Here is a 21,792-nt window from a genome sequence, read left to right as displayed (position 1 = left end):
GAGGGGCCCGTCCCGCACACTGGGGGCGTGCCGCTGTACCTGCCGCCCTCCCGGGCCAAGCCCCCGCCGCCACCGCTGCGCACCGACGACCGCCGCGCCGTGCTCGTCGGCCTGGCCGTGTGGGGGGTCCTGCTCGTCGTCGCGCTCGTGGTGCCCGAGGTGCGGGACACGGGGGAGGGGCGCTGGCTGGGCTCGTGCATCGCCGGCATCGCGCTCGGCCTGATCGGCCTGGGGTACGTGCACCGGCGCGAGCGCCGCGCCGCCCGGCGGCGCGAGCACGGGCCCGCGGAGCCCGGCGGGGCACCGCCGCGGGTGCGCTAGCCGGGCAGCTCCTCCGCCAGCAGGTGGGCCCGCTGCCCGGCGTCCGCGGTCAGCAGGTCGGCCACCGCCCGGCGCAGCGCCCATCGGCCCGCCGCCAGCGCCAGGCCCGCGGCCGCGGCGGTCGGGCCCGTGGCCCGCACGGTGGCCGCGCCCGGCCCGTCCGCCGGTTCCACCCAGAACGCCACCTCGTGCCCGTCCACCCGCAGCCGCCGCACCGCCCGCCACGACGGCGGGCAGCCCGGCAGCAGCACCGCCACCTCGGACGGCACCGGCCGCACGCCGCCGTCGCCGGACTCCTCGACCACGCCGTCGGCGCGGTCGGAGGCGAGGTCCACGTCCAGCAGGTCCGCCACCGCCGTGGCGCACCGGGCCGGCACCAGCAGGCGCGGGCCCAGGTCGGTGCGCTGCGCCCAGCCGGGGTCGTCGGCCACCACCACCTCGCCGGCGCCGGCCCGCACGACCCGCCCGGCGGCGTCCAGGGCCGCCAGCACCCGCGGCGGCTGCGGGGGCAGCTCGTCCGCGTGCGCGGCCAGCAGGGCCCACACCCGCAGCAGGTCCGCCACCGGCACCGCGGCCGGGTCGGTGGCGGCCGCCGCCAGCAGGCCCGCCACGTCGTGCGCACCGGCGCCGGAGAGGTCCTCCAGCACCCCCAGTGCCGCGCGCACCGGCGCCGGCAGCTCCTGCACCCACTGCGGCGCGACCGGCAGCCACCCCGGTGCGGCACCCCCGGGGGCGCGGCTGACCGGAGGCAGCGGCCCGCGGGTGCGCAGCCACCAGGCTGCCGGCCCCGGCCGGCGGCGGTGCCCCACCGCCCACGGCCGGGTCAGGGCGGCCGCCCCCACCGGGTCGGCGCTCAGCTCGCCCAGCACCTGCGGCCACCACCCGGTCACCAGGTCCAGGTCGGGCACCGCCCAGGCGTCCTCCACCACGGTGCCCCACGCGCCGTCGGGACCGGCGTCGTCGCCGGGGCCGTCGGCCGCGTCGTCCAGCACGTCGCCCCACACCTCCTGGACGTACTCGTCCAGCCCGCTCACCCCGCGCTCCACCGCGTCGCCGACCTCCTCGGCGTCGCCCAGGTCCAGGGCGGTCACCGGCACGGCGACCAGCCCGGCCAGCACGCCGGCGGCCCGCAGCACCCCCGGCCCCCACACTTCCAGCAGCTCGGGGTCCACCTCCGCGACCGCCGCCGGGTCCAGGGCGCGCGCCGCGAGCGTGCCGGGCAGCACCAGGGCGCCGGCCGGCGCCAGCTCGCCGTCGGCGTCGCGCAGCGCCAGGTCGCGCAGCGCCGGCACGTCGCGCGCCACCCGGGCCACGGACCCCGCGTCGACGGGGCCGTCCGGGCCGCTCACCGCGGCCTCCACCACGGCCAGCACCGCGTCCGCGACGGCGTCGGGGTCCTCGGCGTCGGGGGAGTCCGCAGCGGCCGCCGCCAGCGCCGGGTCGGTGAGCAGCGCCCACGCCCCGCCCTCCCGCGCGCCCAGGCGCACCAGCAGCTCACCGGCCGCGCCGGCCGCGGCCTCCGGGTGCGCGACGCGCAGGCCGTACCCGGCCAGCAGCCGGGCGGCACCGGGGTCCAGGGCGTCGGCCGCGGCGGCGTCCAGGACGACGACGCCGCGGGCGCCGCGCACCGTGCGCCCGTCCAGCAGCGGCACCGGCAGCCCGGACACCGCCTCGCGCGCCGAGGCGTCGGCCGCCAGCGGCAGCAGGGCCGCGAACAGCTCGCGCGCGGCCGCGGGCGGGCCCGCACCGGGCAGCAGCTCCAGCGCGTCGGCCAGGCCGACGCGCACCACGCCCAGTTCGGTGAGCAGGCGGTCCACGGCGCGCGGCGCCGCCACCAGGCCCGCCAGGGACGGGGCCAGCGCGGCCAGCAGCACCGGGTCGTCGGCCCCGGCGCCGCGCAGCGCGATCGCCGACGACGGCCGCAGCAGCAGCCGCCCCGTGCCCCCGCCGCCCGGCTCAGCCGGCTCGCCCGGCTCAGCCGGCACCGCCTCCACGGCGGGCAGCAGCGGGGCGTCGCGGGCGCGCAGCAGCACCCGCTCGCGCAGCTCGGCGTCCAGCCGGCCGGCCGCCACCCCGTGCGGCAGCAGGGCCGGGGCGTCGCCGCCGTCGGCGGCGACCTGCACCAGCAGGTCGCAGTACGCCTGCGCGGCGGCGTCCAGCACGGCGTCGGCGGCGGGCCCGGGCACCACCCGGCGCCGGTCCGGCCCCAGCGGCAGGGTCGCCACCAGCAGCGCCGGCCACGGCAGGTCCTCGTCGGTGGGGGTGGGGGCGCACAGCACGCCCGGTCCGGCCGGTGCCGCGGACCCGGTGCGCGGCAGCGCCCACGCCAGCTGCCAGGCGGGTCGCTCGCGCTCCTCCACGCCCCGGCCGGCCAGCACCGCCGCCTCGTGACGGCCCGCGCGGCGCAGCACCCGCCAGCGGTCGGCGACGTCGCGCAGCACCCGGTCCGGCTCGCCGGGCACCTGCACGACCACCTCGTCCAGGGCGGGCAGCGCCAGCAGCAGCACGTCCCCGGTGCCGGCCAGCAGCTCCAGCACCAGCTCGCGGGCCGCCGCGTCGCGCAGCGGCAGCTCCACGGCGGTGTCGAAACCGGCGGGGGGGACGGCCTCGGCGGGGAACGGCAGCCGCAGCACGGGCACGTGCCCGCCGCGCCGCTCCACCTCCGCCCGCAGCCCCTCGCCGCCGGGGCGGTGCGCCACCTCGCGCACCAGGGCGGCGCTGTCCTCGCGGGAGAAGCGCACCGCGCCGGTGGTGGAGGCCACCACGGGGGCGTCGGTGACGGCCAGCACCGCGGAGAAGCCCACGCCGAAGCGGCCCACCACCTCGGCGCCGGCGCCGCGCTTGGCGGAGGCGCGCAGCGTCGCCAGGCCCTGCACGCCCGCGGCGTCCAGCGGGGCGCCGGTGTTGGCGGCCAGCAGCCGCCCCGGCCCGCCGGCGCGGTCGTCGTCCAGGCGCAGCAGCAGCCGGCCGCCCACCCCGGCGGCCGAGGCGGCGTCGGCGGCGTTCTGGGCCAGCTCCACCACCAGCCGGTCGCGGTAGGCGCCGAGGGCGGCGTCCTCCTCGGCGTTGGCGTCCTCGCGCAGCCGCGCCGGTGAGGCCGCCCAGGCCTGCAGGACCCGCTCGCGCAGCCGCGCGGTGCCGAACGGGTCGGGGCCGACCCCGGCCGCGGGACGGTTCAGGACGCCGGGACCGCGTCGTCGGCGTCGTCCGCGGTGCCCACGAGGTCCAGCTCGTCGACGGCGAGGTCGTCCACCAGCGGTGCGGGCGGTGCCGCCTCCGGCTCGGCCTCCACGTCGGTCTCGCTGTGCGCGCCGCAGCCGTGGTCGGCGCTGACGACGCGGCCGTCCTCGGGGGACCACTCGTTGGCGCACACCCCGAACACCTGCCGCAGCGAACCGGCCAGCAGCAGGTAGAACCCGCACGTGGAGCACGGGGCGGCGGCGTTCTCGGCGATCTCGGTGCGCGGGCCGCGGTCGCCCTCGTACCAGCGCGTCGCGGCCTCGTCGCGACCCTGCGCCGACAGGACCCGCTCGCGGCCCAGGCCCAGCTCCCACAGCGCCAGCGCGTCGGCCTCGTCGTCGCCGACGGCCTCGTAGCCCTGCTCCAGCAGGGGGTCGTGCGCCTTGCGCGGCAGGGTGTCGCGCGGGCCCACGTCACCGGGCGTGATCCGCTCGGCCCACGGCAGCCACTGCGGCGGGCGCAGCGCCTCGTCGCCGGGCAGCAGGCAGACCTCGCTGACGGTGACGTTGCGGGCGCGGGAGGCGCGCGTCAGCGTCACCGTCCACCGCCAGCCCCGGTACCCCGGCAGCAGGCAGTCGAAGGCGTGGCTGACGACCCGGTCGCCCTCGGCGACGGCCTCCAGGTGCTCGCCGACGGTGCCGGCGTCGGCCACCTCCTCGGCGGCCGCGCGGGCCAGGTCGACGGCACCGGCCGTCGCCGCGTCGAGGACCGGCTTGCGGGTGCGGCGCGGGCGGGCCGCGGTGCTCTCGGCCACCCTCACGCCTCGAGGTCGTCGGCGACGGCGCGCAGGACGGTGGCGACCTTGCGGGCCCCGCCCTTCTCGGGGTAGCGGCCCCGGCGCAGCGATGCGGAGACGCCGTCGAGGAGCTTGATGAGGTCCTCCACGATGACGACCATGTCCTCGGGCTTCTTGCGGGTGGCGCGCGCCACGGAGTGCACGGGGTCCAGCAGCCGCACGGACAGCGCCTGCGTGCCGCGCTCGCCCTGCACGACGCCGAACTCCACGCGGGCGCCCTTGGACAGCGTCGTGGTGCCCGCCGGCAGCGCCGAGGCGTGCACGAACACCTCGCCGCCGTCCTCGGCGGCGAGGAAGCCGAACCCCTTGTCGGCGTCGAACCACTTGACCTTGCCAGTCGGCACGGGAACCTTCTCGTGTGAGCGGTGGGCGCGGCCGGTGGCCGCGGCCCGGTGAGCATCGGGTGTCTGCGGGCCGTCGCGCGGCCCCGGTCGGGGGCGCGTCGGCCGGTACCCAGGTTAACGGGATCCGGGGGCGGTGCCCTCCCGCCGCCCGGCCGCGCCCGCGGCGGCACCGGCGAGGTCGGCGGCGTGCGCGGCGAGCCAGGCGGGGAAGCCCTCCAGCCCGTCCAGGACGACGTCGGCGCCGGCCCCGCGCAGCGCGGCGGCGTCGTGGGCGCCGGTGGTCACCCCCACGGCGACGGCGCCGGCGGCGCGGGCGGCGCGCACGTCGCCGGGGTGGTCGCCCACGTAGGCGGTCGCGCCCGCCTCGGCCAGGCGCACGCCCTTCTGCTCGGCGAAGAGGTCGCCGGCGACGTCCTCGGGGCGTACCGCGCCGTCCAGCCCGGCGCACGCCAGCACCCGGTGCACGTTCGGGGTGTGCTTGGCGCTGACGACGACGCTGCGCCCGCCGTGCGCGGCGGGAGCGGCCAGGGCGGCCGCCGCGCCCGGGTAGGCCCGCACGCCCGGCACGCCCAGGGACGGGTACAGCTCGCGGTAGCGCGCGGCCAGCCCGGCCACCCGCTCCGGGGAGGCGCCGGGGACCAGGCCGGCGACGATGAGCTCCAGCGGCATCCCGGCGTACGGCCACACGTCCGCGGCGGTGACGTGCACGCCCGCCTCCGCCAGCGTCGCGCGCAGCGTCGCGGCGATGCCCTCGCTGGAGTCCACCAGCGTCATGTCCAGGTCGAAGCCGACGACGGGCGCGGCGGGCGGCGCGGGGGCGGGGCGGTCGGTCCGGGCGGGGGAGGTCACGCGGTCAACAGTGCCAGGCGCCGCCGACACCCCCGTCCCCGGCGGCGTGATCACCAGGTGGGATGCTGGCCGCGGCCGGTTGCGCGGCCCGGGAGGCTGCGCGAAGGTCGAGCGCGCGGGTGCCCGGCACCCCGGGCCCCCCGGGGGCCGCCCGCCCCGCGCGAGGACCCACGCGAAGGACGAGGAGACGACGAGACGACATGGCTGACTACGCGCTGCCGGACCTTCCGTACGACTACTCCGCGCTCGAGCCCCACATCTCGGGGACGATCATGGAGCTGCACCACGACAAGCACCACCAGGCGTACGTGACGGGCGCCAACACGGCCCTGGAGAAGCTGGCCGCGGCGCGCGACGCCGACGACCTGGCCACCGTGAACCTGCACGAGAAGAACCTGTCCTTCAACCTGGGCGGGCACGTCAACCACTCGGCGTTCTGGCCGAACCTCTCCCCGGACGGCGGCGACAAGCCGACCGGCGAGCTGGCCGCCGCCATCGACGAGCACTTCGGCTCCTTCGACAAGTTCCGCGCGCACTTCGCGGCCGTCGCCGCGGGCGTGCAGGGCTCCGGCTGGGCGATCCTCGCCTGGGACTCGGTGGGGCAGAAGCTCATCAACGTCCAGCTGTACGACCAGCAGGGCAACATCGCGCTCGGCCTGGTGCCGATCGTGCTGCTGGACGTGTGGGAGCACGCCTACTACCTGGACTACAAGAACGTGCGCGCCGACTACGTCAAGGCGTGGTGGAACGTCGTGAACTGGGCCGACGCCGCCCAGCGCTTCGAGAAGGCGCGCTCGCAGACGGCCGGCCTCATCGTCCCGTGACGGTGCGCTGACCCGCGCTGACGTGCGAGGGGCGGTCCCCGGCGGGGGCCGCCCCTCGTGGCGCTCACGCGGGCAGCCGCCGCCCGAGCAGGTCCAGGAAGGCGCGAGCCGCGGCGGAGGAGGCCGCGCCGGCGTGCACGGCGCACACCCGGCGCACCGGCGCGTCGACCACCGCGACCGCCCGCACCCCGCCGGCCGCCCGCGCCGCGGAGGCCGGCAGCAGCGCGACCCCCACCCCGGCGCGCACGAGGGCCAGCAGGAAGGCGGCCGAGGAGCTCTCCACGGCGACCTCGCGCGCCAGGCCGGCCGCCGCGAACGCCTCGTCGCTCTGCCGGCGCCCGCTGGTGCCGGCGGGGAAGTCCACGCCCGCCCGCCCGGCGAGGTCCCGCAGCCGCAGCCGGCGCCGGGCCGCCCACGGGTCGTCCTCGGCGACGACGGCCGCCAGCGGCTCGGTGGCGATCACCTGCACCTGCACGCCGGGCAGGGGCTCGCTGAGCGCGGTGCCGGTGAACCCCACGTCCAGGGTGCCGTCGGCCACGGCGGCCAGGGTGCGGCCGGAGGTCTGCTCCACGACGGTGGCGCGCACCCCCGGGTGCCGTTCGCGCAGCAGCGCCAGCAACCCCGCCAGGTCCACGTCCACCAGCGTCGGGATGGTGCCGATGCGCAGCGGCCCCTCGACGGCCCCGGTGACCGCGGCCACGTCCGTGCGCAGCCGGTCCAGCTCGGCCAGCACCGCGCGGGCGCGCGGCAGCAGCGCCTCGCCGGCCGCGGTGAGCCGCACGCTGCGGCTGGTGCGCTCGAACAGCGCCGCGCCCAGCTCGTCCTCCAACCGGGCGACGTGGGCGCTGAGCGCCGACTGGGCGATGCCCACCTCGTGCGCGGCGCGGGTGAAGTGCAGGGCGTCGGCCACGGCCAGCGCGCACCGCAGCTGCAGGGGGGTCACCGACGCGCGGCCGCGCCCCGCCCGGCCGGGCGCTCGCGGCGCACCGTCGCCCGCCTGCCGCGCAGCGTCGCCGCGCGCAGGCCCCGGATGACCTCCTCGGCCCTGTCGGCGGGCACGTCCACCAGCGAGAACCGCTCGGTGATCTCGATGGCGCCCACGTCCCGCCCGGTCAGGGAGGACTCCCCGGCGATCGCCCCCACGAGGTCCTGCGGGCGGATGCCGGCGCTGCGCCCCGCCCCCACGTACAGGCGCGTCATCGCCTCCCCGCTCCCGCGGCGCGGCGGGCGGCCGCGGTCCGGCCCGGTGCCGCGCCCGCCGGCCGCGCCGCTCGCCGGGCGCTCCTGCGGGATGTCGACGTCGTCGTCGCGGCCCCCGGTGGCCTCGTGGGCGAGCTTGACCGCGGCCAGGGCGACCTGCACCACGTCGAACTCGTCGCCGAGGGCCTCCACGACCGGGCGGAAGCGGTCCAGGTCGTCGGTGAGCAGGCTCTCGCGCAGCGCGGCGCGGGTCAGCTCCAGGCGCCGGGCGTGCAGGTCGGCGACCGTCGGCAGCGACTCGACGGCGATGCGCTGGCCGGTGACCCGCTCGATCGTCTTCAGCATCCGGTGCTCGCGGGAGTCGGCCAGCGTGATGGCCACGCCCTCGCGCCCGGCCCGACCGACCCGGCCGATGCGGTGCACGTACGACTCCGGCGCGCTGGGCACGTCGTAGTTCACGACGTGGCTCAGGTGCTCCACGTCCAGGCCGCGGGCGGCGACGTCGGTGGCCACCAGCAGGTCCGCGGTCTCCGCCCGCAACCGCCCCAGCACCTTCTCGCGCTGGTCCTGGCCCATGCCGCCGTGCAGGGCCTCGGCCCGGTACCCGCGCCCGTTCAGGCTCTCGGTGACCGCGTCCACCTGCTCGCGGGTGCGGCAGAAGACGATGGCGGCGCTGGGCGCCTCCACGTCCAGCACCCGCCCCAGCGCGGCCGTCTTGTGGGCGCGGGGGACCAGGTAGGCGCTCTGGCGGACCTTCGGCACGTCCCCCTCGGCGAGGGGGGCGCGCTCGATGCGCACCCGCACCGGTTCGCGCAGGTGCCGGCGGGCCAGCGCCGCCGTGCGGGCGGGCATGGTCGCGGAGAAGAGCACCGTCTGGCGCTCCTCGGGCGTGGCGGACAGCAGCGTCTCGATGTCCTCGCTGAAACCCATGTCGAGCATCTCGTCGGCCTCGTCGAGCACGACGGTGCGCAGCGCCTCGAAGCTCAGCGCCCCGCGCCCGAGCAGGTCCAGCGCCCGCCCGGGGGTGGCCACGACGACGTCCACGCCCCGGGAGAGCGCCCGCAGCTGCTGGCCGACGGGGGTGCCGCCGTAGACCGGCAGCACCCGGGCGCCGAGCTCGCGGCCGTACTTGTACATCGCCTCCGAGACCTGCACCGCCAGCTCCCGGGTGGGGGTCAGCACCAGGGCGGTGGGGGTGCCCGGCCGCTCGGGCAGCGGCGCGAGCACGTGCAGCAGGGGCAGCGCGTAGGCCGCGGTCTTGCCGGTGCCGGTCGCCGCAACCCCGAGGACGTCGTGGCCGGCCAGCAGCGGCGGGACGGCCTCCCGCTGGACGGGCGTGGGTTCCTCGTACCCGAGCGCGGTCAGGGCCCGCAGCAGCTCCTCCCGCAGGGCGAGGTCGGCGAAGGCGGTGCCGGCGGTGCCGGCGGTGTCGGCGGTGTCGGCGGAGCCGGGGGTGTCGGCGGAGGCGGGGCCCTCGGGTGCGCTCATGCCCCGAGTCTGCCCCGTCCGGTGCGGCCCCTCACCCCTCGTCCTGGTCCTGGTCCTGGTCCTGGTCCGCGCCGGCGCCGCCGGTCTCGTGCAGGGCGGCGTCGGCGTCGGCGAGGAACTGCTCGACCCCGCGGGAGGGCACGTAGGCCGCGGTGCCGGTGGTGACGGTGATCGCCGCTCCGGCGACGGGGCGCTCCCGGACGACCCGGCGCACGCGCCGCGCCGCCCGGGCGGCGGCGGCCGCGTCGGCGTCCGGCAGGAGCACGGCGAGCTGGTCGCCCCCCAGGCGGGCGACGAGGTCCGTGCCGCGCAGGACGGACCGCGCGCGGGCGGCCACCTCGGCCAAGACCTCGTCACCGGCCCGGTGCCCCGCGGTGCCGCCGGCCTCCCCGGGCCGGTCGACGTCGACGAGGACCAGCGCCAGGGAGCCGGGCCGCCGCTGCAGGCGGGCGACCTCCTCGGCCAGGCGCTCGTCGAAGCGGCGGCGGTTGGCCACGCCCGTGAGGGCGTCGGTGCGCGACTGCTCGCGCAGCTCCGCGACCACCCCGCGCAGCTGCTCGTGCGAGTCCTGCAGCTCCTGCAGCGCGATGCGCAGGCCCAGCTCCCCGGAGACCGCGGCGGCGAGGTCCTCCAGCAGCTGCAGGTCGCCGGCGGACCACTGCCGCGGGACGAAGTCGGCCGCGCAGAAGGCCCCCAGCGCGTGCCCGCCGTGGCGCAGCGGGTAGCCGGCGTAGGCGCCGGCGCCCATCTCCACCACCGCCGCGTGCTCCCGGTAGGCGGGGTCCGTGCGGGCGTCGAACAGGACGACGGGACCGTCCAGGCGGACGACCTGGGCGCACAGGGAGTGGCTCAGCGGGGTGGAGCGCAGCGAGGCCCACGGCTCCGGCAGGCCGACCGCGGCCTCGATGATCTCGCGGTCCGCGGCGACGAAGGAGACCATCACCACCGGGACGTGCAGGACGCGCGCCGCTGTGCGCACCAGCCGCTGCAGCTGCTCGCTGTCCTCGCCGGCCCGCACCGCTCGCGCGACGGCGGCGCTGCGCGTCGTCGCGAGCGGCCCTGCTGACGGCCCGGGAGCCGGGGGTGCCACCCCGACATGCTCCCCGCCGCCGCCCGGCAGGGCAAGGTCGCCGGGTCACGGCCGGTCCGGGGGCGGGCACCGCGCGGTGGTCCGCTCCCGCCCGCGCGCTGCCGCAGGGGCGGACCCATCGCGTTCCCCGATCGGTGGGGGGTCTGCGACCGCTTGGACGGTGGCCGCCGCACGGGAGCACGCTGGGTGCGTGCTCACCCGCTCCCTGCTGCTGCTCATGGCCGTCGCGACCGGCCTGACCGTCGGCGGCAACTACGTCAACCAGCCGCTGCTGGACACCATCGCCGCCGACCTGGGGGTGCGGCAGGGCAGCGCCGCCACCCTGGTCACCACCGCGCAGGTCTCCTACGGCCTGGGCCTGCTGCTCGTGGTGCCGCTGGGCGACCTGCTGGAGCGCCGCCGACTGCTCACCGCGCTGGCGCTGCTGGCCGCGGCCGGGCACGCGGTGTGCGCGGTGGCGACGTCGTTCCCCGTGCTGCTGATCGGCACCGCCGTGGCGGGGCTGTTCTCGGTGGCCGCGCAGGTCCTGGTGCCCTTCGCCGCCGAGCTGGCCGAACCCGGCCGCGCCGGTCGGGCGGTGGGCACGGTGATGAGCGGCCTGCTCGTCGGCGCGCTGCTGGCGCGCAGCGCGTCCGGAGCGCTGGCCGACGTGGCCGGCTGGCACGCGCCGTACGCGGTGGTCGCCGCCGGGCTGGTGCTGCTGGCGCTGGTGCTGCGCCGCCGCCTGCCGGTGAGCGTGCCCCGGAGGGTGGGCGGCTACCGGGCCACGCTGGCCTCCACGGCGGCGCTGGTGCGCGCCGAGCCGAGGTTGCGCACCCGCGCCCTGCTGGGCGCGGCGGGCTTCGCGGGCGTCTCGGTGCTGTTCAGCACGATGACGTTCCTGCTGGCGGGGGAGCGCTTCGGCCTCAGCGACGGCGCCATCGGCCTGATCGCCCTGGTCGGGGCGGGCGCCGCGCTGGCCGCGTCGCTGGCGGGGCGGATGGCCGACGCGGGCCGCACCCAGCTGGCCACGGGAGCCGGTGCGCTGCTGCTGGTGGCGTCCTGGGCGGCGCTGGGCCTGTCCGCCTCGGACGCGCTGACGTCCCTGGTGCTGTTCGTGGCCGGCTTCGCGGTGGCCGACCTCGGCCTGCAGATGGTGCACGTGTCCAACCAGAACGTGATCTACCCGCTGCGCCCGGACGCCCGCGCCCGGCTGAACTCCGCCTACATGACCACGTACTTCGCCGGCGGCGCGCTCGGCTCGGCCGCCGGGTCGGCGGCCTGGATCGCCGGCGGCTGGGGCGCGGTGACGGCCGTGGGCGCGGCGTTCGCGCTGCTGACGACCGCGCTGTGGCTGGTGGACGTGCGCGCCGAGCGCCGGGTGCGCCCGCCGGCGGGGGAGGTCAGCCCCGCCGGCGCCGGCGCGCCACGATGACGCCGGCGCCGGCGAGCACGGCCAGCACGGCCACCACCACGGCGGCGACCACCCCGGTGCTCGTCCCGCCGTCGTCCGCCGCGACGTCCGCGAGCGCGTCCGCGTCACCGTCCGCGGCGGGGGAGCTCTCCGTGGCCGGGGCCGGTTCGGTCGCCGGGGAGGACGTCACCACGTCCGGCGTGGGGGCGGTGGTGGCCGCGCCGGCCGCGGCCGCCGCCGCCTCGGCGGTGAAGGTGAAGGAGCCGGAGATCGGGTGCCCGTCGGAGGACGTCACCCGGTACTGCACCTCGTAGCTGCCCGCGGGGCGCTCGCCGCCCAGCGCCTGGGTGATCGTCTCGTCGACGATCTGCGCCTCGCCGGTGGACACGACACCGGTGGGGCCGGTGACCTCCACCTGCGTCCCCAGCCCGAGGGGGGCGGCCGACATCGTCAGCACCACCTGCTCGGGCGCCTGCTCCAGCACGGCGTCGGCGGCCGGGTCGCTGGAGACGAGGCGGTCGTGCGCCGCGGCGGCCGGGGCGGTGGCCAGCGCACCGCCGAGGCCGGCGCTCAGGCCGAGGACGAGCGCTGCCGCGGCGCGGGCGGTGCGGCGGGGGGTGGCCGGGTGGCGGGTGGCGGTGGCGGGCACGCGCCCACCCTACGGAGCACGGGGTGAGCAGGCCCGGGGGCCGGTCCCGCGGCACCGGCCCGCGGCGGCGTGCGCGGCGGCTGGCACAGTGGACGGGTGGCCCAGCGCAGGAACCCCCGCCCCCGGCCGGCACCGCCGGTGCTCCCCCGCGAGCCCGAGGTGGCGCCCGACCCCTCCATCGGGGCCATCGGCGCCACGATCGCGGCGGGGCTGTCGATCCTGTGCTCGCTGGCCTTCTTCCCCCTGGCGATCGCGGTCGCTCTGGTGGTGCTGGTGCTGTCGGTGCGGGCGCTGGCGCGCCGGGCGCCGCACCGCGCCTGGTGGGTGGCGGCCACCGTGCTGTCCGTCCTCTCCCTGGCGACCTCCGCCCTGGGCGTCTGGCTGCTCACCACCCGGTGAACGGGCCCGGTGGGCGGCCCGGGGACCCCGCCCCGCTGGTGCTGGCCCTGGCGCTGGACCCCGGCGACCAGCAGCACCTCGACGAGCTGCGCCGCCGGCACTTCCCGCCCGAGCGGCTGAAGGTCGGCGCCCACGTCACCCTGTTCCACGCCCTGCCCGGCGAACGGCTGCCGCTGGTGCTGACCGAGGTGGCCGACGCGTGCCGCCGTCCGCCCTTCGCCGTGGAAGTGAGCGGGGTGCGCTCGCTGGGCCGAGGTGCGGCGCTGGTGCTGCGTTCGGCGCCGCTGGACGCGCTGCGCGCCGACCTCGCCGGCCGGTTCGCGCCGTGGCTGACCCGCCAGGACGCGCAGCGCTTCTCCGCGCACGTCACCGTGCAGAACTTCGTGCCCCCCGAGCGGGCGCGCGAGCTGGTGGCCCGGCTCTCGGCGGGGTTCTCGCCGTGGACGGTGCGGGCCACCGGCGTGCAGGTGCACCGCTGCGCCGGCGGCCCGTGGGAGCTGCTGGAGGCCGTGCCGCTCGGCTGAGCGCCCGTGCCCAGCCGCTCACGCCCGGCTGCTCACGTCCACTCCGCCCGGCCGGCGGCGTACGGCTCCAGCGGCCGCCCGGCGCCGTCCACGGCCAGCCAGCCGTCGTCGCTGCCGGTGTCGTCGAAGGCGACCGGGACGGCGCAGTCGGGAGCGGCGCTGGCCAGCCGGAACGTCAGTTCGCCCCCGAGCGCCCCGCTGACGACGGCGTCGGCGTCGGCGACGTCCTGGCCGTTGACGACGGCGATGGCCGCCGAGCCCGTGTCGGTGCTCGCGTAGCCGTCGGCCAGGCCGTCGCCGTCGGCGTCGGTGAACGTCCACGCGCCGTCCACCTCGCCGGCCGCGGTGCACTCGAACAGCACCACGTCCAGCTCGAAGGGCACGGCCGGCCCGCCCGGCAGCGCGCGCACGGCGAAGTCGGCCACGTCCCCGGCGGGCACGGTCACCGGGTCGGCCGGGCTCAGCTCCCACGCCGGCAGGACCGGTGTGCTCAGGCCCGTCTCGACGGTGTGCACGGCCCGCGCCAGCAGGTCGGGGGTCAGGACCCCCTGGCCGCCGACCGCCCGCACCACGGACACCTGCCCCGAGGGGGTCGCGAGGTAGTCCCGGGTGGCGGCGCCCAGGTCGTCGGCGGAGGCGGTCAGCAGGACCGGGCCCCCGGTCGCGGCGGCGGTGACGCCGGCCACCAGGGCGTCGGGGAAGGAGTCCCCGCGGGCGAGGGTGGCGCTGGAGCCGTCCAGCAGCGGCGTGGGCACGAACTCGCGGGCCAGCTCGACCGCCGTCCCGTACCGGTCCGCGCCGCCCAGCCGCAGGCTGCCGATGCCCGCACCCTCGAGCTGCGCCTGCACCTCCGCGGCCACGGAGCCCTCGCCGCCGACGATCCAGACGTGCTCGACGCCCAGGTCGCGCAGCGCCTGCGCGGTGGCCGCCGGCAGCTCCCCGCGGCGGGTCAGCAGCACCGGCGCCGGTGCCCCGGCGGCGGCCGGGGCGGAGGCGGCCAGGGCGTCGGGGAAGTCCTCCCCGCTGACGAGGAACGCCGCCCGGTAGCCGTTCAGCTCGCGCACGTCACCGCGGCGGGCGACCTCCCGGGCGGTGAGGGCGGCGGTCTCGTACCGGTCCGCACCGCCGAGGCGGGTGACCCGCCGGGTGCCGCCGGCGTAGGCGTCGACGACCTGCGCGCTCACGGCGGACTCCGAGCCCAGCACCAGCAGTTCCCGCACGCCCAGCTCGTCCAGCGCCCGGGCGGTGGCCTCGTGGGGCCGGTCGCCGGGGGTGAGCAGCAGGGCGGCGTCGGCCTGCCCGGCGAGGGCGGCGGCGGCCACCGCGTCGGGGAAGGCCTCGCCGGTGACCAGCACCGCGGTGGCCGCGCCGCCGGGGTGGGTGACCTCGGTGGCGGCCACCGCGGCCGTGGCGTAGCGGTCGGCCCCGCCGGCGCGGGCCGCGGTCACCTCGGCGGCTGCGGTGGTGCTCGCCGCGGCGGGTGCGGTGCTGCTGCCCGTGACGGTACCGGTGGTGGCGCCGGCCGCTGCGGTGCCGGGGACGGCCAGCGCCAGCACCGCGGCGGCGGTCAGCGCCGCGCGGCGTCCGGTGCGGTGTCCGTCCTGCGGGGTGGTTCCCACGGTCCTCTCCTCCCGTGTCGCCTCGCGGGTCCGGCGCTGGACCCGCACCCCCGACGCTAGGCGCGTCCCGCCGCTCGGGCCCGGCCTGACGGCCGCCGCGGACGGATCGTCACGGGATCGACAAGCCCTGTCGTGCCCCGTCGTGCCCCGTCGTGCCCCGCCGCGCCTCCCGCCGCACGGGGGCGCGGCAGCAGTCCCTGCGTGGCGTCCAGCACCGCCGCGCGCAGCTCGGTGTCGACGTCGACCTCGCCCAGACGGGCGGCACCGGCGCGGGCGAGGTCGTCCTCGGCCGGGAGCGCCGGACCCGCGGGACTACCCCGCGAACCGGTGCTGCACCCGGCGGACCTGCCACAGCGCGGTGGCGGCGCACACGAGCACCCAGCCTCCCTGCGACCCCGGCGGCGCCACGCCCTTGAAGAACACGGGCCACAGGCCGAGACCGCCGGCGGTGACCGCGGCTGCGACCAGTGCGCCGCAGACGGCGACCCACCACGCCTCGGCGGCACCGGCACGCTGCGCCGACCGCTGGAGCACCGCTGCGACGGTGCCGCAGACAGCGCCGGCGGCTGAGCCGGTGAAGGCCCCCAGCACCACGAACGTCACGAGGATCGTCCCGGCGTCCTCGCCGCTCAGCGTGGAACCGCCCCGGACCGCGACGAGCACCGCACCCAGCACGGCGCCGCACAGCACCCCGCGCTGCACCCCGGCACCGAAGGTGTCCACCTCCTGGTCCACGTGACGAGGGTGGCAGAGGGCGGGAGGACGGGGGAAGGGGCGGGAGGAGGGTGGCGCGGTCCCCACCTCCACGCGGAGCGGCCCCCCCGTGGTGGACCCGCTCAGCGCGGGGCGGGGGTGAGCGTGCGCAGCAGCGAGCCGGTGAACCGGTGCGCCGCCGTGCGCCGCGCCGCCTCCAGGGTGAGGACGTCGTCGCCCGCCGCACGGGTGCGCGGCAGCAGTTCCTGCGTGGCGTCCAGCACCGCCGCGCGCAGCTCGGTGTTGACGTTGACCTTGCCCAGGCCGGCGGCCCCGGCGCGGGCGAGGTCGTCCTCGGGCAGGCCGGAGGCCCCGTGCAGGGCCAGGGGGACCGGGCAGCGCTCGCGCACCGCGGCCACCAGCGGCCAGTCCAGCCGCGGCTCACCCGCGTAGCGGCCGTGGACGTTGCCGACGGAGACCGCCAGCAGCTGGGCCCCGGACGCCTCCACGAACCCGGCGACCAGCTCGGGGTCGGTCTTGCCGGCCGCGTGCACGCTCAGGGCGCGGTCCTCGTCGCCGGCGATGTCGCCCAGCTCGGCCTCCACGACGGTGCCGGAGCCGGCGGTGAGCTCGCGCACGCGCGCCACGAAGGCGGCGTTGTCCTCCAGCGGGAGCTTGGAGCCGTCGGCGAGCACCGCGTCGGCGCCCGCGGCGACCGCCTCCAGCACCAGGTCCACGTCGGTGGCGTGGTCGAGCTGGACGCTGACGGGGACGCTCGCGGCGTCGGCCAGGACGCGCAGGGCCGCGATCAGCCGCGGGCCGTGCCGGCCGCCGGCCACGGCCGGCGGCACGAGCAGTGCCACGGGGGCGCCGGCCTCCTCGGCGGCCTCCACGACGGCCAGGGCGGTGCCGAACTCGTAGCAGCTCAGCGCCGGCAGCGCGGCCCGCACCGCCAGCCGGCCGGCGACGAGCTCGTCCAGGCGCGCCCTCACCCGGCGGCCCCGCCCCTGGTGCCCGCGGGGCGGGGGGCGACGACCTCGATCACCGAGGAGTCGTCGTCGGCGCCGCGCCCCTGCGCGGCCCCCAGCAGGTACAGCTGCTCGGCGGCGGAGGCCACCGGGGTCGGCAGGCCCGCGGCGCGGGCGGCGCGGGTGACGATGCCCATGTCCTTGACGAAGATGTCCAGGCGGCTGAGGACCTCGGGGTCCTCCTCCTGCAGCGCCTGCAGCATGCGCGGGCCGCGGTTGGCGAGCATGAAGGAGCCGGCGGCCCCGGCGGAGAGGGTCTCCAGGGTGGCGGCGGGGTCCAGCCCGAGGCGCTCGGCCAGCGCGAGCGCCTCGGCGCCGGCGGCGATGTGCACCCCGCACAGCAGCTGGTTGACGGTCTTGAAGGCCTGGCCCTGACCGGGCTCGTCGCCGATGACGCTGAGCGTGGAGGCGAGCAGGTCCAGCACCGGCGCCGCCTTCTCGCGCGCCTGCGGGGCGGCGCCGACCACGATGAGCAGGTCGCCGGCGCCGGCGCGCGCGGGGCCGCCGCTGAGGGGGGCGTCGACGAGGTGGACGTCGTGCTCGGCCAGGCGCCGGGCGACGTCCACGACGTCGTCGATGCCGACGGTGCTGGTCATGACGACCACGGCGCCGGGGGCCAGGACGCCCGCGACGCCCTGCTCGCCGAAGAGCACCTCGCGCAGCTGCGCGCCGTCGCGCACGGCGAGCAGGACGGCGTCGGCGCCGGTGGCGGCCTCGGGCGCGGAGGGGAACGTCCGCACGCCCGCGTCCGCGGCCAGCGCCGCCCGCTGCGGCGCGGGATCGAAGCCGTGCACGGTGAGCTGCTCGGTCAGCCGCGTGGCCATGGGCAGCCCCATGGCGCCCAGGCCGAGGACGGCGACGGTGTAGCCGGGGGTGGTGGGCATCGGGGGCTCCTGGGTGGTCGCGGGGGTGGTCGCGGGGTCGGTCACGGGGCGGTGAGGGTGCGCACGACGGCGGCCAGGGAGCCGTCGTCGCCGACGTTGCCGGCGAACACCACGTACGGGGTGCCCACCGCGGGGCCGTCGACGGGCTCCCACAGCGAGACGATGCCGGGCAGCATCGGCCCGCGCACCAGGGCGCGGCGGATGCCGAGGCCGTGCGCGGCCACGTCGCTGGAGGTGATGCCGCCCTTGGCGATGACGAAGCGCGGCGGGTGCGCGGCGAGCACGCGCTGCACGACCTCGACGACGGCCGCGGAGACGCGCCGGGAGATCGCCAGGCTCTCGGCGGGGTCGTCGGTGCGCCGCAGGTCGCGGCTGGTGTGCACGACGACGTCGCCGTCGGCGAGCAGCCGCACGGCCTCGGCGGCGACCTCGGCGACGTGCTGCCCGGCGCGCGCGGGGTCCAGGACCTGGGGCACCTCGACGACCAGGGAGCGCACGTCCGGGCGCTCGGCCTGCAGCACCGCGAGCTGGCGGCTGGTCAGGCCCACGTGCGAGCCGACGACGACCAGCCCGCCGCCGCTGCGGGGCGGGCGCTCGCCGAAGACCTCCGCCGCGGTCAGCGGGGGGTGGACCTCCTGCCCGGTGCGGGCGCGCACGAACGGCGGGCCCACCCGGTACAGCAGTTCCTTGCCGGTCTCCTCGGCCCGCGCCAGGCCCAGGGAGAGCAGGCGCATGTCGTCCTCGGTGACGACGTCGGCGACGACCGGGGCACCGCCGGTGACGGGGGCCAGGGCCGCGGCGACGGCGGCGGGGCCGGCGCGCACGACGTCGAGGTCGAGCACGACGACGTCCGCGGCGCGCACCCGGCCGGCGGTCTTCTCCGCCACCCACTCGCGCAGGTCGGAGCTGCGGTAGCCGAACGTGGCGTCGCGGGCGAACTCGGTCTCGCCGGCCGGGACGAGCCCGTCGGGGGTGCGCAGGTAGTGCACGCCGCCGACGGTGATGCGCCCCGCGTCGGGGAAGGCCGGCACGAGCACGACACCGTCGACGCCCCGCTCGCCGTGCTCGGCGAGGGTGGCGGCGATGACGTCGGTCTCCAGCGGGAAGTGCCCGCGCAGGGTGGAGTCGCTGCGGCTGACGAAGCGGACCCGGGTGCCGGTGCGGGCGGCGGCGGCCAGCGCCGCGGTGACGACCTGCCGGTTGCGCTCGGCGGCCTCGCCGGGGTCCAGGCTGCGGGTGTTGGTGAGCACGTAGACCGCCGGCGCCCCCAGGCCGAGCGCCCAGGCGAGGTCGTCCTCGGTCCACGCGGTGAGCACGGGCAGCCCGGACACGGACTGGGTGCCGGTGGGGTCGTCGTCGAGGACCACCAGGACGGTGCCGGCGCGTTCCACGGCCTCGGCGACGCGGGCGGCGGGCACCGCGACGGGGGAGGGGTGCTGCTGGAGGAGGCTGTCCTCGTCCACCATGAGAACTCCTTTGTTGTCAGATGTCAGACATCTTAGGCGGCCGGGTGGCCCCTGTCGAGGGCGGGTGCTCAGGAGGGGTCGAGCACGTAGCGGCGCAGGTCCTCCGCGGTCTGCTGCAGGTGCGCGTCCATCGCCCGGCGAGCCCCCTCCGGCTCGCCCGCGCGCACCGCCGCCAGCACCAGGGCGTGCTGCTCCACGGCGTTCGCCTGGATCTGCGGCACGGCGGAGGTCTGCTCGCGCTTCTCCCGCAGCACCCGCGAGAGCGGGTCCAGCAGCACGGCGACGAACGGGTTGCGCGAGGCGCGCAGGAGCACGTCGTGGAACGCGATGTCGGCGTGCACGAACCCGTCCACGTCGCCGTGCTCGTGCGCGGTGCGCATCCGCTCCAGCAGTTCCTCCAGCCGCTCCAGGTCGGCGTCGTCGCGGCGGGCGGCGGCCAGCGCGGCGGCGCCGGTCTCGATCATCCGGCGCACCTCGACGAGCTGCACGGACGTCGCGTCGTCCCCGGCGCCGGCGGAGGTGGCCCGCAGCACCGCCTCCAGCCCCGTCCAGCGCTCCACCGGGTTCACGTAGCTGCCCACGCCGGGCGCGGCGCGCACCACGTTCTGCGCCTGCAGGGTCTTCAGCGCCTCGCGCAGCGTCATGCGGCTCACGCCGTGCGCCTCGCACAGCTCGGCCTCGGTGGGCAGCAGCTGCCCGGCGGGCAGCTCGCCGCGCACGACCTGCTCCAGGATCGTCTCGGCCACCTGGCTGACCAGCGACGTGCGCGCCAACGGAACGGACCCTCCCACCCGGCGCCGCGGTCCGGTGATCGGGCGCCGGTCGACTCTAGCGGCGCCCGCCGGCGCGGCCCGGCTGCCCGTGCCGCACCGGGCGTCAGCGGCCGGCGGCCAGGCCGTGCTCGATCCGCTCCAGCAGGGCCAGCGCGCCGCGCACCGCGTCGTCGTCGTCGCCGCCGTTCAGGGCCCGGCGCAGGCGGTCGGCCCAGTGGGCGCGCAGCAGGGCGAGGTTCCGCGCGGCCAGCGCGGTCGGGTGCAGCGCGACCCCGCGGCCGTCGTGCGCGTCGTGGGAGCGCTCGACCAGGCCCTTGGCCTCCAGCGAGCGCACGGTCGCGCTGAGGTTGCTGCGCTGCAGGCCGGTGGCCGCGGCGGCGGCGCTGGGGGAGGTGCCGGGGTTGCGGTCGAGGTGGCGCATCACCGTCGTCTCGGTGGCCGTCAGCGCGACGACGCCCTCGACGGCGCCGTGCCGGCTCTGCAGGTCGCGGGCGACGGTCATGAGCAGGTCGGCGAGGTCGGCGAGCTCGTCGTTCCCCGGCGGCTGCGCGGTGGTTCCCACGGCTCCAGGGTACGACGGTCGTTGTCGGGTTATAGTTATCTAAACATCATCGATCGACGAGGACCCCCCGTGCCCACTCCCGCCCCCGCCGACCTCACCGGCGCTCGCGCGCTCCCGCCCGTCGAGGGCCACCGCGGGCTCACCCGCGGGCTGCTGCTCGTGCTGGCCCTGCTGTTCGCGATCGCCCCCTTCGCCACCGACCTGTACCTGGCCGCCTTCCCCCAGATGACCGACGACCTCGGCACCGACGAGACCGGCGTGCAGCTGACGCTGACGGCGTTCCTCGTCGGCACCGCCGCCGGCCAGCTCGTCTTCGGCCCGCTGTCGGACCGCTTCGGCCGCGTGCGCCCCCTGGTCGCCGGCGCCGTGCTGTGCGTGCTCGCCAGCGCGCTCGCCGTGCTCGCCCTCACGGTGGGCGTGCTCGTCGCCGCCCGCGTCGCGCAGGGCCTGGGCGGTGCGGCCGGCATGGTCATCGGCCGCGCCGTCGTCGCCGACCTCGTCGCCGGTGCCGCCGCCGCGCGCGCCCTGAGCCTGCTGATGATCGTCGGTGGCCTGGCCCCGGTCGTCGCCCCGCTCGCCGGCAGCCTGCTCGTCGGTCCCGTCGGCTGGCGCGGCATCCTCGCCGTCGTCCTGGCCCTCGCGGTGCTGGTGCTCGTCGCCGTCCTGGCGGTCGTGCGCGAGTCGCACCCGCCGGCCCGCCGCGCCGTCGCGCGCGAGCTGCGCGCCGCCTCCGGCTCCACCGCCCGGGATCTGCGCTCGCGCACCTACGTCGGCAACACCCTCGCGTTCGCGTTCGGGTTCGCCGTGATGATGGCCTACATCTCCGCCTCGCCGTTCCTGTACCAGGAGCTGATGGGCCTGAGCGAGGTCCAGTACGGCCTGGTGTTCGGCGTCAACGCCCTGCTGCTCGCCGTGGTCAGCGGCGCCTCGGCCCGCCTCGCCAGCCGCTTCCCCGTGCAGCGCCTGCTCGCCACCGGGCTGAGCGCCTGCCTGCTGGCCTCCGCGGCGCTGCTGCTGCTCGTCCTGCTCGACGTGCCCGCGGGCTGGTTCACCCTGCCCATCGCCGTCGCGATCGCCGCCCTGGGCCTGGTGATGGGCAACGGCACCGCGCTCGCGCTGGCCGCCGTGCCGCGCGCCGCCGGCTCCGCCTCCGCCCTGCTGGGGGCCCTGCAGTTCGCGCTCGCCGCCCTCGCGTCCCCGCTGGTCAGCCTCGGCGGCGCCACCAGCCCGCTCAACCTCGCGGTCGTCATGCTCGTCGCGGCCGCCGTCGCGCTGGGCGGGTGCGCCTGGGGCAACGCCGGCCGCCGCGCCGGGGCCGGGGTGCCCGCGCAGCGCCGGCACGGCTGAACCCCGGCCGCACCGGGACCTGCGGGGTGCCCTAGGTGTACTCGGCCATGAGGTTGGTGACACGCCGGGTGGGTGCTTGATCGAAGAAGGCCCCTTGGTGCTGGGTGGAGGTGTCTGACGCCGTCCGCCCAACGACCGAGAGGCCTTCATGTCCCACGCTAATGCCCGCCTAACCGCCCACGGCCGTGCCCTGCTGGTGCGGCGCGTCGTCCACGACGGGCGGGCCGTGGCGCACGTGGCCCGCGAGCTGGGCGTCTCGCGCCAGTGCGCCCACCGCTGGGTGGCCCGCTACCGCGCCGAGGG

At 78.3% G+C, this 21,792-nt stretch carries 22 protein-coding genes; 7 read left to right on the top strand and 15 right to left on the bottom strand.

Going from position 1 to position 21,792, the window contains the following annotated elements; translation table 11 throughout:
• Positions 1-27: 27 nt before the first annotated feature.
• Positions 28-321 (top strand): DUF2530 domain-containing protein, encoded by a 294-nt coding sequence (locus ACRYM0_RS06090; protein WP_432503110.1) that lies wholly within the window; start codon positions 28-30, stop codon positions 319-321.
• Here ACRYM0_RS06090 and ACRYM0_RS06085 read toward each other — a convergent pair.
• The 4 genes from ACRYM0_RS06085 to ACRYM0_RS06070 form a co-directional block, all read right to left on the bottom strand.
• The gene (locus ACRYM0_RS06085; RefSeq protein WP_432503108.1) at positions 318-3,344 is read right to left on the bottom strand and encodes a sacsin N-terminal ATP-binding-like domain-containing protein; all 3,027 of its coding nucleotides are present in this window, start codon (positions 3,342-3,344) and stop codon (positions 318-320) included. The two genes, ACRYM0_RS06090 and ACRYM0_RS06085, sit on opposite strands and share 4 nt — an antisense overlap.
• A 152-nt stretch (positions 3,345-3,496) precedes the next feature.
• Positions 3,497-4,315: a DUF3027 domain-containing protein gene (locus ACRYM0_RS06080; protein ID WP_432503106.1), complete on the bottom strand. Its 819-nt coding sequence runs from the start codon at positions 4,313-4,315 to the stop codon at positions 3,497-3,499.
• Between the two features lie 2 nt (positions 4,316-4,317).
• Entirely contained in the window at positions 4,318-4,701 is a 384-nt protein-coding gene (locus ACRYM0_RS06075) for a cold-shock protein (RefSeq protein ID WP_432503104.1), read from the bottom strand.
• 114 nt (positions 4,702-4,815) lie between these two features.
• The gene (locus ACRYM0_RS06070) at positions 4,816-5,550 is read right to left on the bottom strand and encodes an HAD family hydrolase (RefSeq protein WP_432503102.1); all 735 of its coding nucleotides are present in this window, start codon (positions 5,548-5,550) and stop codon (positions 4,816-4,818) included.
• A gap of 200 nt (positions 5,551-5,750) precedes the next feature.
• Between ACRYM0_RS06070 and ACRYM0_RS06065 the strand changes: the two genes are divergently transcribed.
• Positions 5,751-6,374, top strand: a complete 624-nt coding sequence (locus ACRYM0_RS06065; RefSeq protein WP_432503100.1) for a superoxide dismutase — start codon at positions 5,751-5,753, stop codon at positions 6,372-6,374.
• A 64-nt stretch (positions 6,375-6,438) separates the two neighbouring features.
• Here ACRYM0_RS06065 and ACRYM0_RS06060 read toward each other — a convergent pair whose 3' ends face one another.
• From ACRYM0_RS06060 to ACRYM0_RS06050, 3 genes are read right to left on the bottom strand one after another with little or no spacing between them, the layout of a single operon-like run.
• Entirely contained in the window at positions 6,439-7,317 is an 879-nt protein-coding gene (locus tag ACRYM0_RS06060; RefSeq protein WP_432503098.1) for a LysR family transcriptional regulator, read from the bottom strand.
• A complete protein-coding gene (locus ACRYM0_RS06055) occupies positions 7,314-9,062 on the bottom strand; it encodes a DEAD/DEAH box helicase (RefSeq protein WP_432503096.1) in 1,749 nt (582 codons plus the stop codon). Before ACRYM0_RS06055 ends, ACRYM0_RS06060 begins: the two co-directional genes overlap by 4 nt.
• A 31-nt stretch (positions 9,063-9,093) precedes the next feature.
• Complete coding sequence (locus tag ACRYM0_RS06050; protein WP_432503094.1) at positions 9,094-10,152, bottom strand: sensor domain-containing diguanylate cyclase; 1,059 nt, start codon at positions 10,150-10,152, stop codon at positions 9,094-9,096.
• Positions 10,153-10,342: 190 nt separating this feature from the next.
• Here ACRYM0_RS06050 and ACRYM0_RS06045 point away from each other — a divergent pair, with 190 nt between their 5' ends.
• Positions 10,343-11,566 (top strand): MFS transporter, encoded by a 1,224-nt coding sequence (locus ACRYM0_RS06045; protein ID WP_432503092.1) that lies wholly within the window; start codon positions 10,343-10,345, stop codon positions 11,564-11,566.
• Here ACRYM0_RS06045 and ACRYM0_RS06040 read toward each other — a convergent pair.
• A complete protein-coding gene (locus ACRYM0_RS06040; protein ID WP_432503090.1) occupies positions 11,535-12,194 on the bottom strand; it encodes a copper resistance CopC family protein in 660 nt (219 codons plus the stop codon). The genes ACRYM0_RS06045 and ACRYM0_RS06040 overlap by 32 nt on opposite strands.
• Before the next feature lie 96 nt (positions 12,195-12,290).
• On the opposite strand from ACRYM0_RS06040, the gene ACRYM0_RS06035 reads away from it, so the two are divergent.
• Together ACRYM0_RS06035 and ACRYM0_RS06030 are read left to right on the top strand one after the other, a co-directional pair.
• The gene (locus ACRYM0_RS06035; protein ID WP_432503088.1) at positions 12,291-12,593 is read left to right on the top strand and encodes a hypothetical protein; all 303 of its coding nucleotides are present in this window, start codon (positions 12,291-12,293) and stop codon (positions 12,591-12,593) included.
• Positions 12,590-13,117 (top strand): 2'-5' RNA ligase family protein, encoded by a 528-nt coding sequence (locus tag ACRYM0_RS06030; RefSeq protein WP_432503086.1) that lies wholly within the window; start codon positions 12,590-12,592, stop codon positions 13,115-13,117. The genes ACRYM0_RS06035 and ACRYM0_RS06030 overlap by 4 nt, the downstream gene beginning before the upstream one ends.
• 32 nt (positions 13,118-13,149) lie before the next feature.
• On the opposite strand, the gene ACRYM0_RS06025 is transcribed toward ACRYM0_RS06030, so the two are convergent.
• The 7 genes from ACRYM0_RS06025 to ACRYM0_RS05995 all read right to left on the bottom strand — a co-directional run bounded on the left by ACRYM0_RS06025 (position 13,150) and on the right by ACRYM0_RS05995 (position 20,142).
• Positions 13,150-14,736 carry a cell wall-binding repeat-containing protein gene (locus tag ACRYM0_RS06025; protein WP_432503084.1) on the bottom strand — a complete coding sequence of 529 codons (1,587 nt, stop codon included), beginning with the start codon at positions 14,734-14,736 and terminating at the stop codon, positions 13,150-13,152.
• 312 nt (positions 14,737-15,048) lie between these two features.
• Positions 15,049-15,471, bottom strand: a complete 423-nt coding sequence (locus tag ACRYM0_RS06020; RefSeq protein WP_432503082.1) for a hypothetical protein — start codon at positions 15,469-15,471, stop codon at positions 15,049-15,051.
• Between the two features lie 101 nt (positions 15,472-15,572).
• Positions 15,573-16,421: a class II fructose-bisphosphate aldolase gene (locus tag ACRYM0_RS06015; RefSeq protein WP_432503080.1), complete on the bottom strand. Its 849-nt coding sequence runs from the start codon at positions 16,419-16,421 to the stop codon at positions 15,573-15,575.
• Entirely contained in the window at positions 16,418-17,341 is a 924-nt protein-coding gene (locus ACRYM0_RS06010; protein WP_432503078.1) for an NAD(P)-dependent oxidoreductase, read from the bottom strand. Before ACRYM0_RS06010 ends, ACRYM0_RS06015 begins: the two co-directional genes overlap by 4 nt.
• Positions 17,342-17,382: 41 nt before the next feature.
• Positions 17,383-18,807 (bottom strand): four-carbon acid sugar kinase family protein, encoded by a 1,425-nt coding sequence (locus ACRYM0_RS06005; protein ID WP_432503076.1) that lies wholly within the window; start codon positions 18,805-18,807, stop codon positions 17,383-17,385.
• A gap of 68 nt (positions 18,808-18,875) precedes the next feature.
• Complete coding sequence (locus ACRYM0_RS06000; protein WP_432503074.1) at positions 18,876-19,580, bottom strand: FadR/GntR family transcriptional regulator; 705 nt, start codon at positions 19,578-19,580, stop codon at positions 18,876-18,878.
• Between the two features lie 103 nt (positions 19,581-19,683).
• The gene (locus ACRYM0_RS05995; protein WP_432503072.1) at positions 19,684-20,142 is read right to left on the bottom strand and encodes a MarR family winged helix-turn-helix transcriptional regulator; all 459 of its coding nucleotides are present in this window, start codon (positions 20,140-20,142) and stop codon (positions 19,684-19,686) included.
• A gap of 69 nt (positions 20,143-20,211) precedes the next feature.
• On the opposite strand from ACRYM0_RS05995, the gene ACRYM0_RS05990 reads away from it, so the two are divergent.
• Both ACRYM0_RS05990 and ACRYM0_RS05985 read left to right on the top strand, forming a co-directional pair.
• Positions 20,212-21,489, top strand: coding sequence for a Bcr/CflA family efflux MFS transporter (locus ACRYM0_RS05990; protein WP_432503070.1), 1,278 nt, complete (start codon positions 20,212-20,214; stop codon positions 21,487-21,489).
• Positions 21,490-21,637: 148 nt separating this feature from the next.
• Positions 21,638-21,792: leucine zipper domain-containing protein (locus tag ACRYM0_RS05985; protein WP_432503189.1), on the top strand; the 155-nt coding region annotated here is incomplete at its 3' end.

Source organism: Kineococcus arenarius subsp. arenarius, assembly GCF_050871845.1.
Classification (GTDB): domain Bacteria; phylum Actinomycetota; class Actinomycetes; order Actinomycetales; family Kineococcaceae; genus Kineococcus.
Note: the sequence above shows the minus strand (reverse complement) of the source record. Positions and strands in the feature narration are given on the sequence as shown.

Bases quoted from the DNA above. Each gene is read 5' to 3' on its own strand.
- ACRYM0_RS06065 (WP_432503100.1), top strand. From the start codon at position 5,751: ATGGCTGACTACGCGCTGCCGGACCTTCCGTACGACTACTCCGCGCTC.
- ACRYM0_RS06055 (WP_432503096.1), bottom strand. From the start codon at position 9,062: ATGAGCGCACCCGAGGGCCCCGCCTCCGCCGACACCCCCGGCTCCGCC.
- ACRYM0_RS06010 (WP_432503078.1), bottom strand. From the start codon at position 17,341: ATGCCCACCACCCCCGGCTACACCGTCGCCGTCCTCGGCCTGGGCGCC.
- ACRYM0_RS06005 (WP_432503076.1), bottom strand. From the start codon at position 18,807: ATGGTGGACGAGGACAGCCTCCTCCAGCAGCACCCCTCCCCCGTCGCG.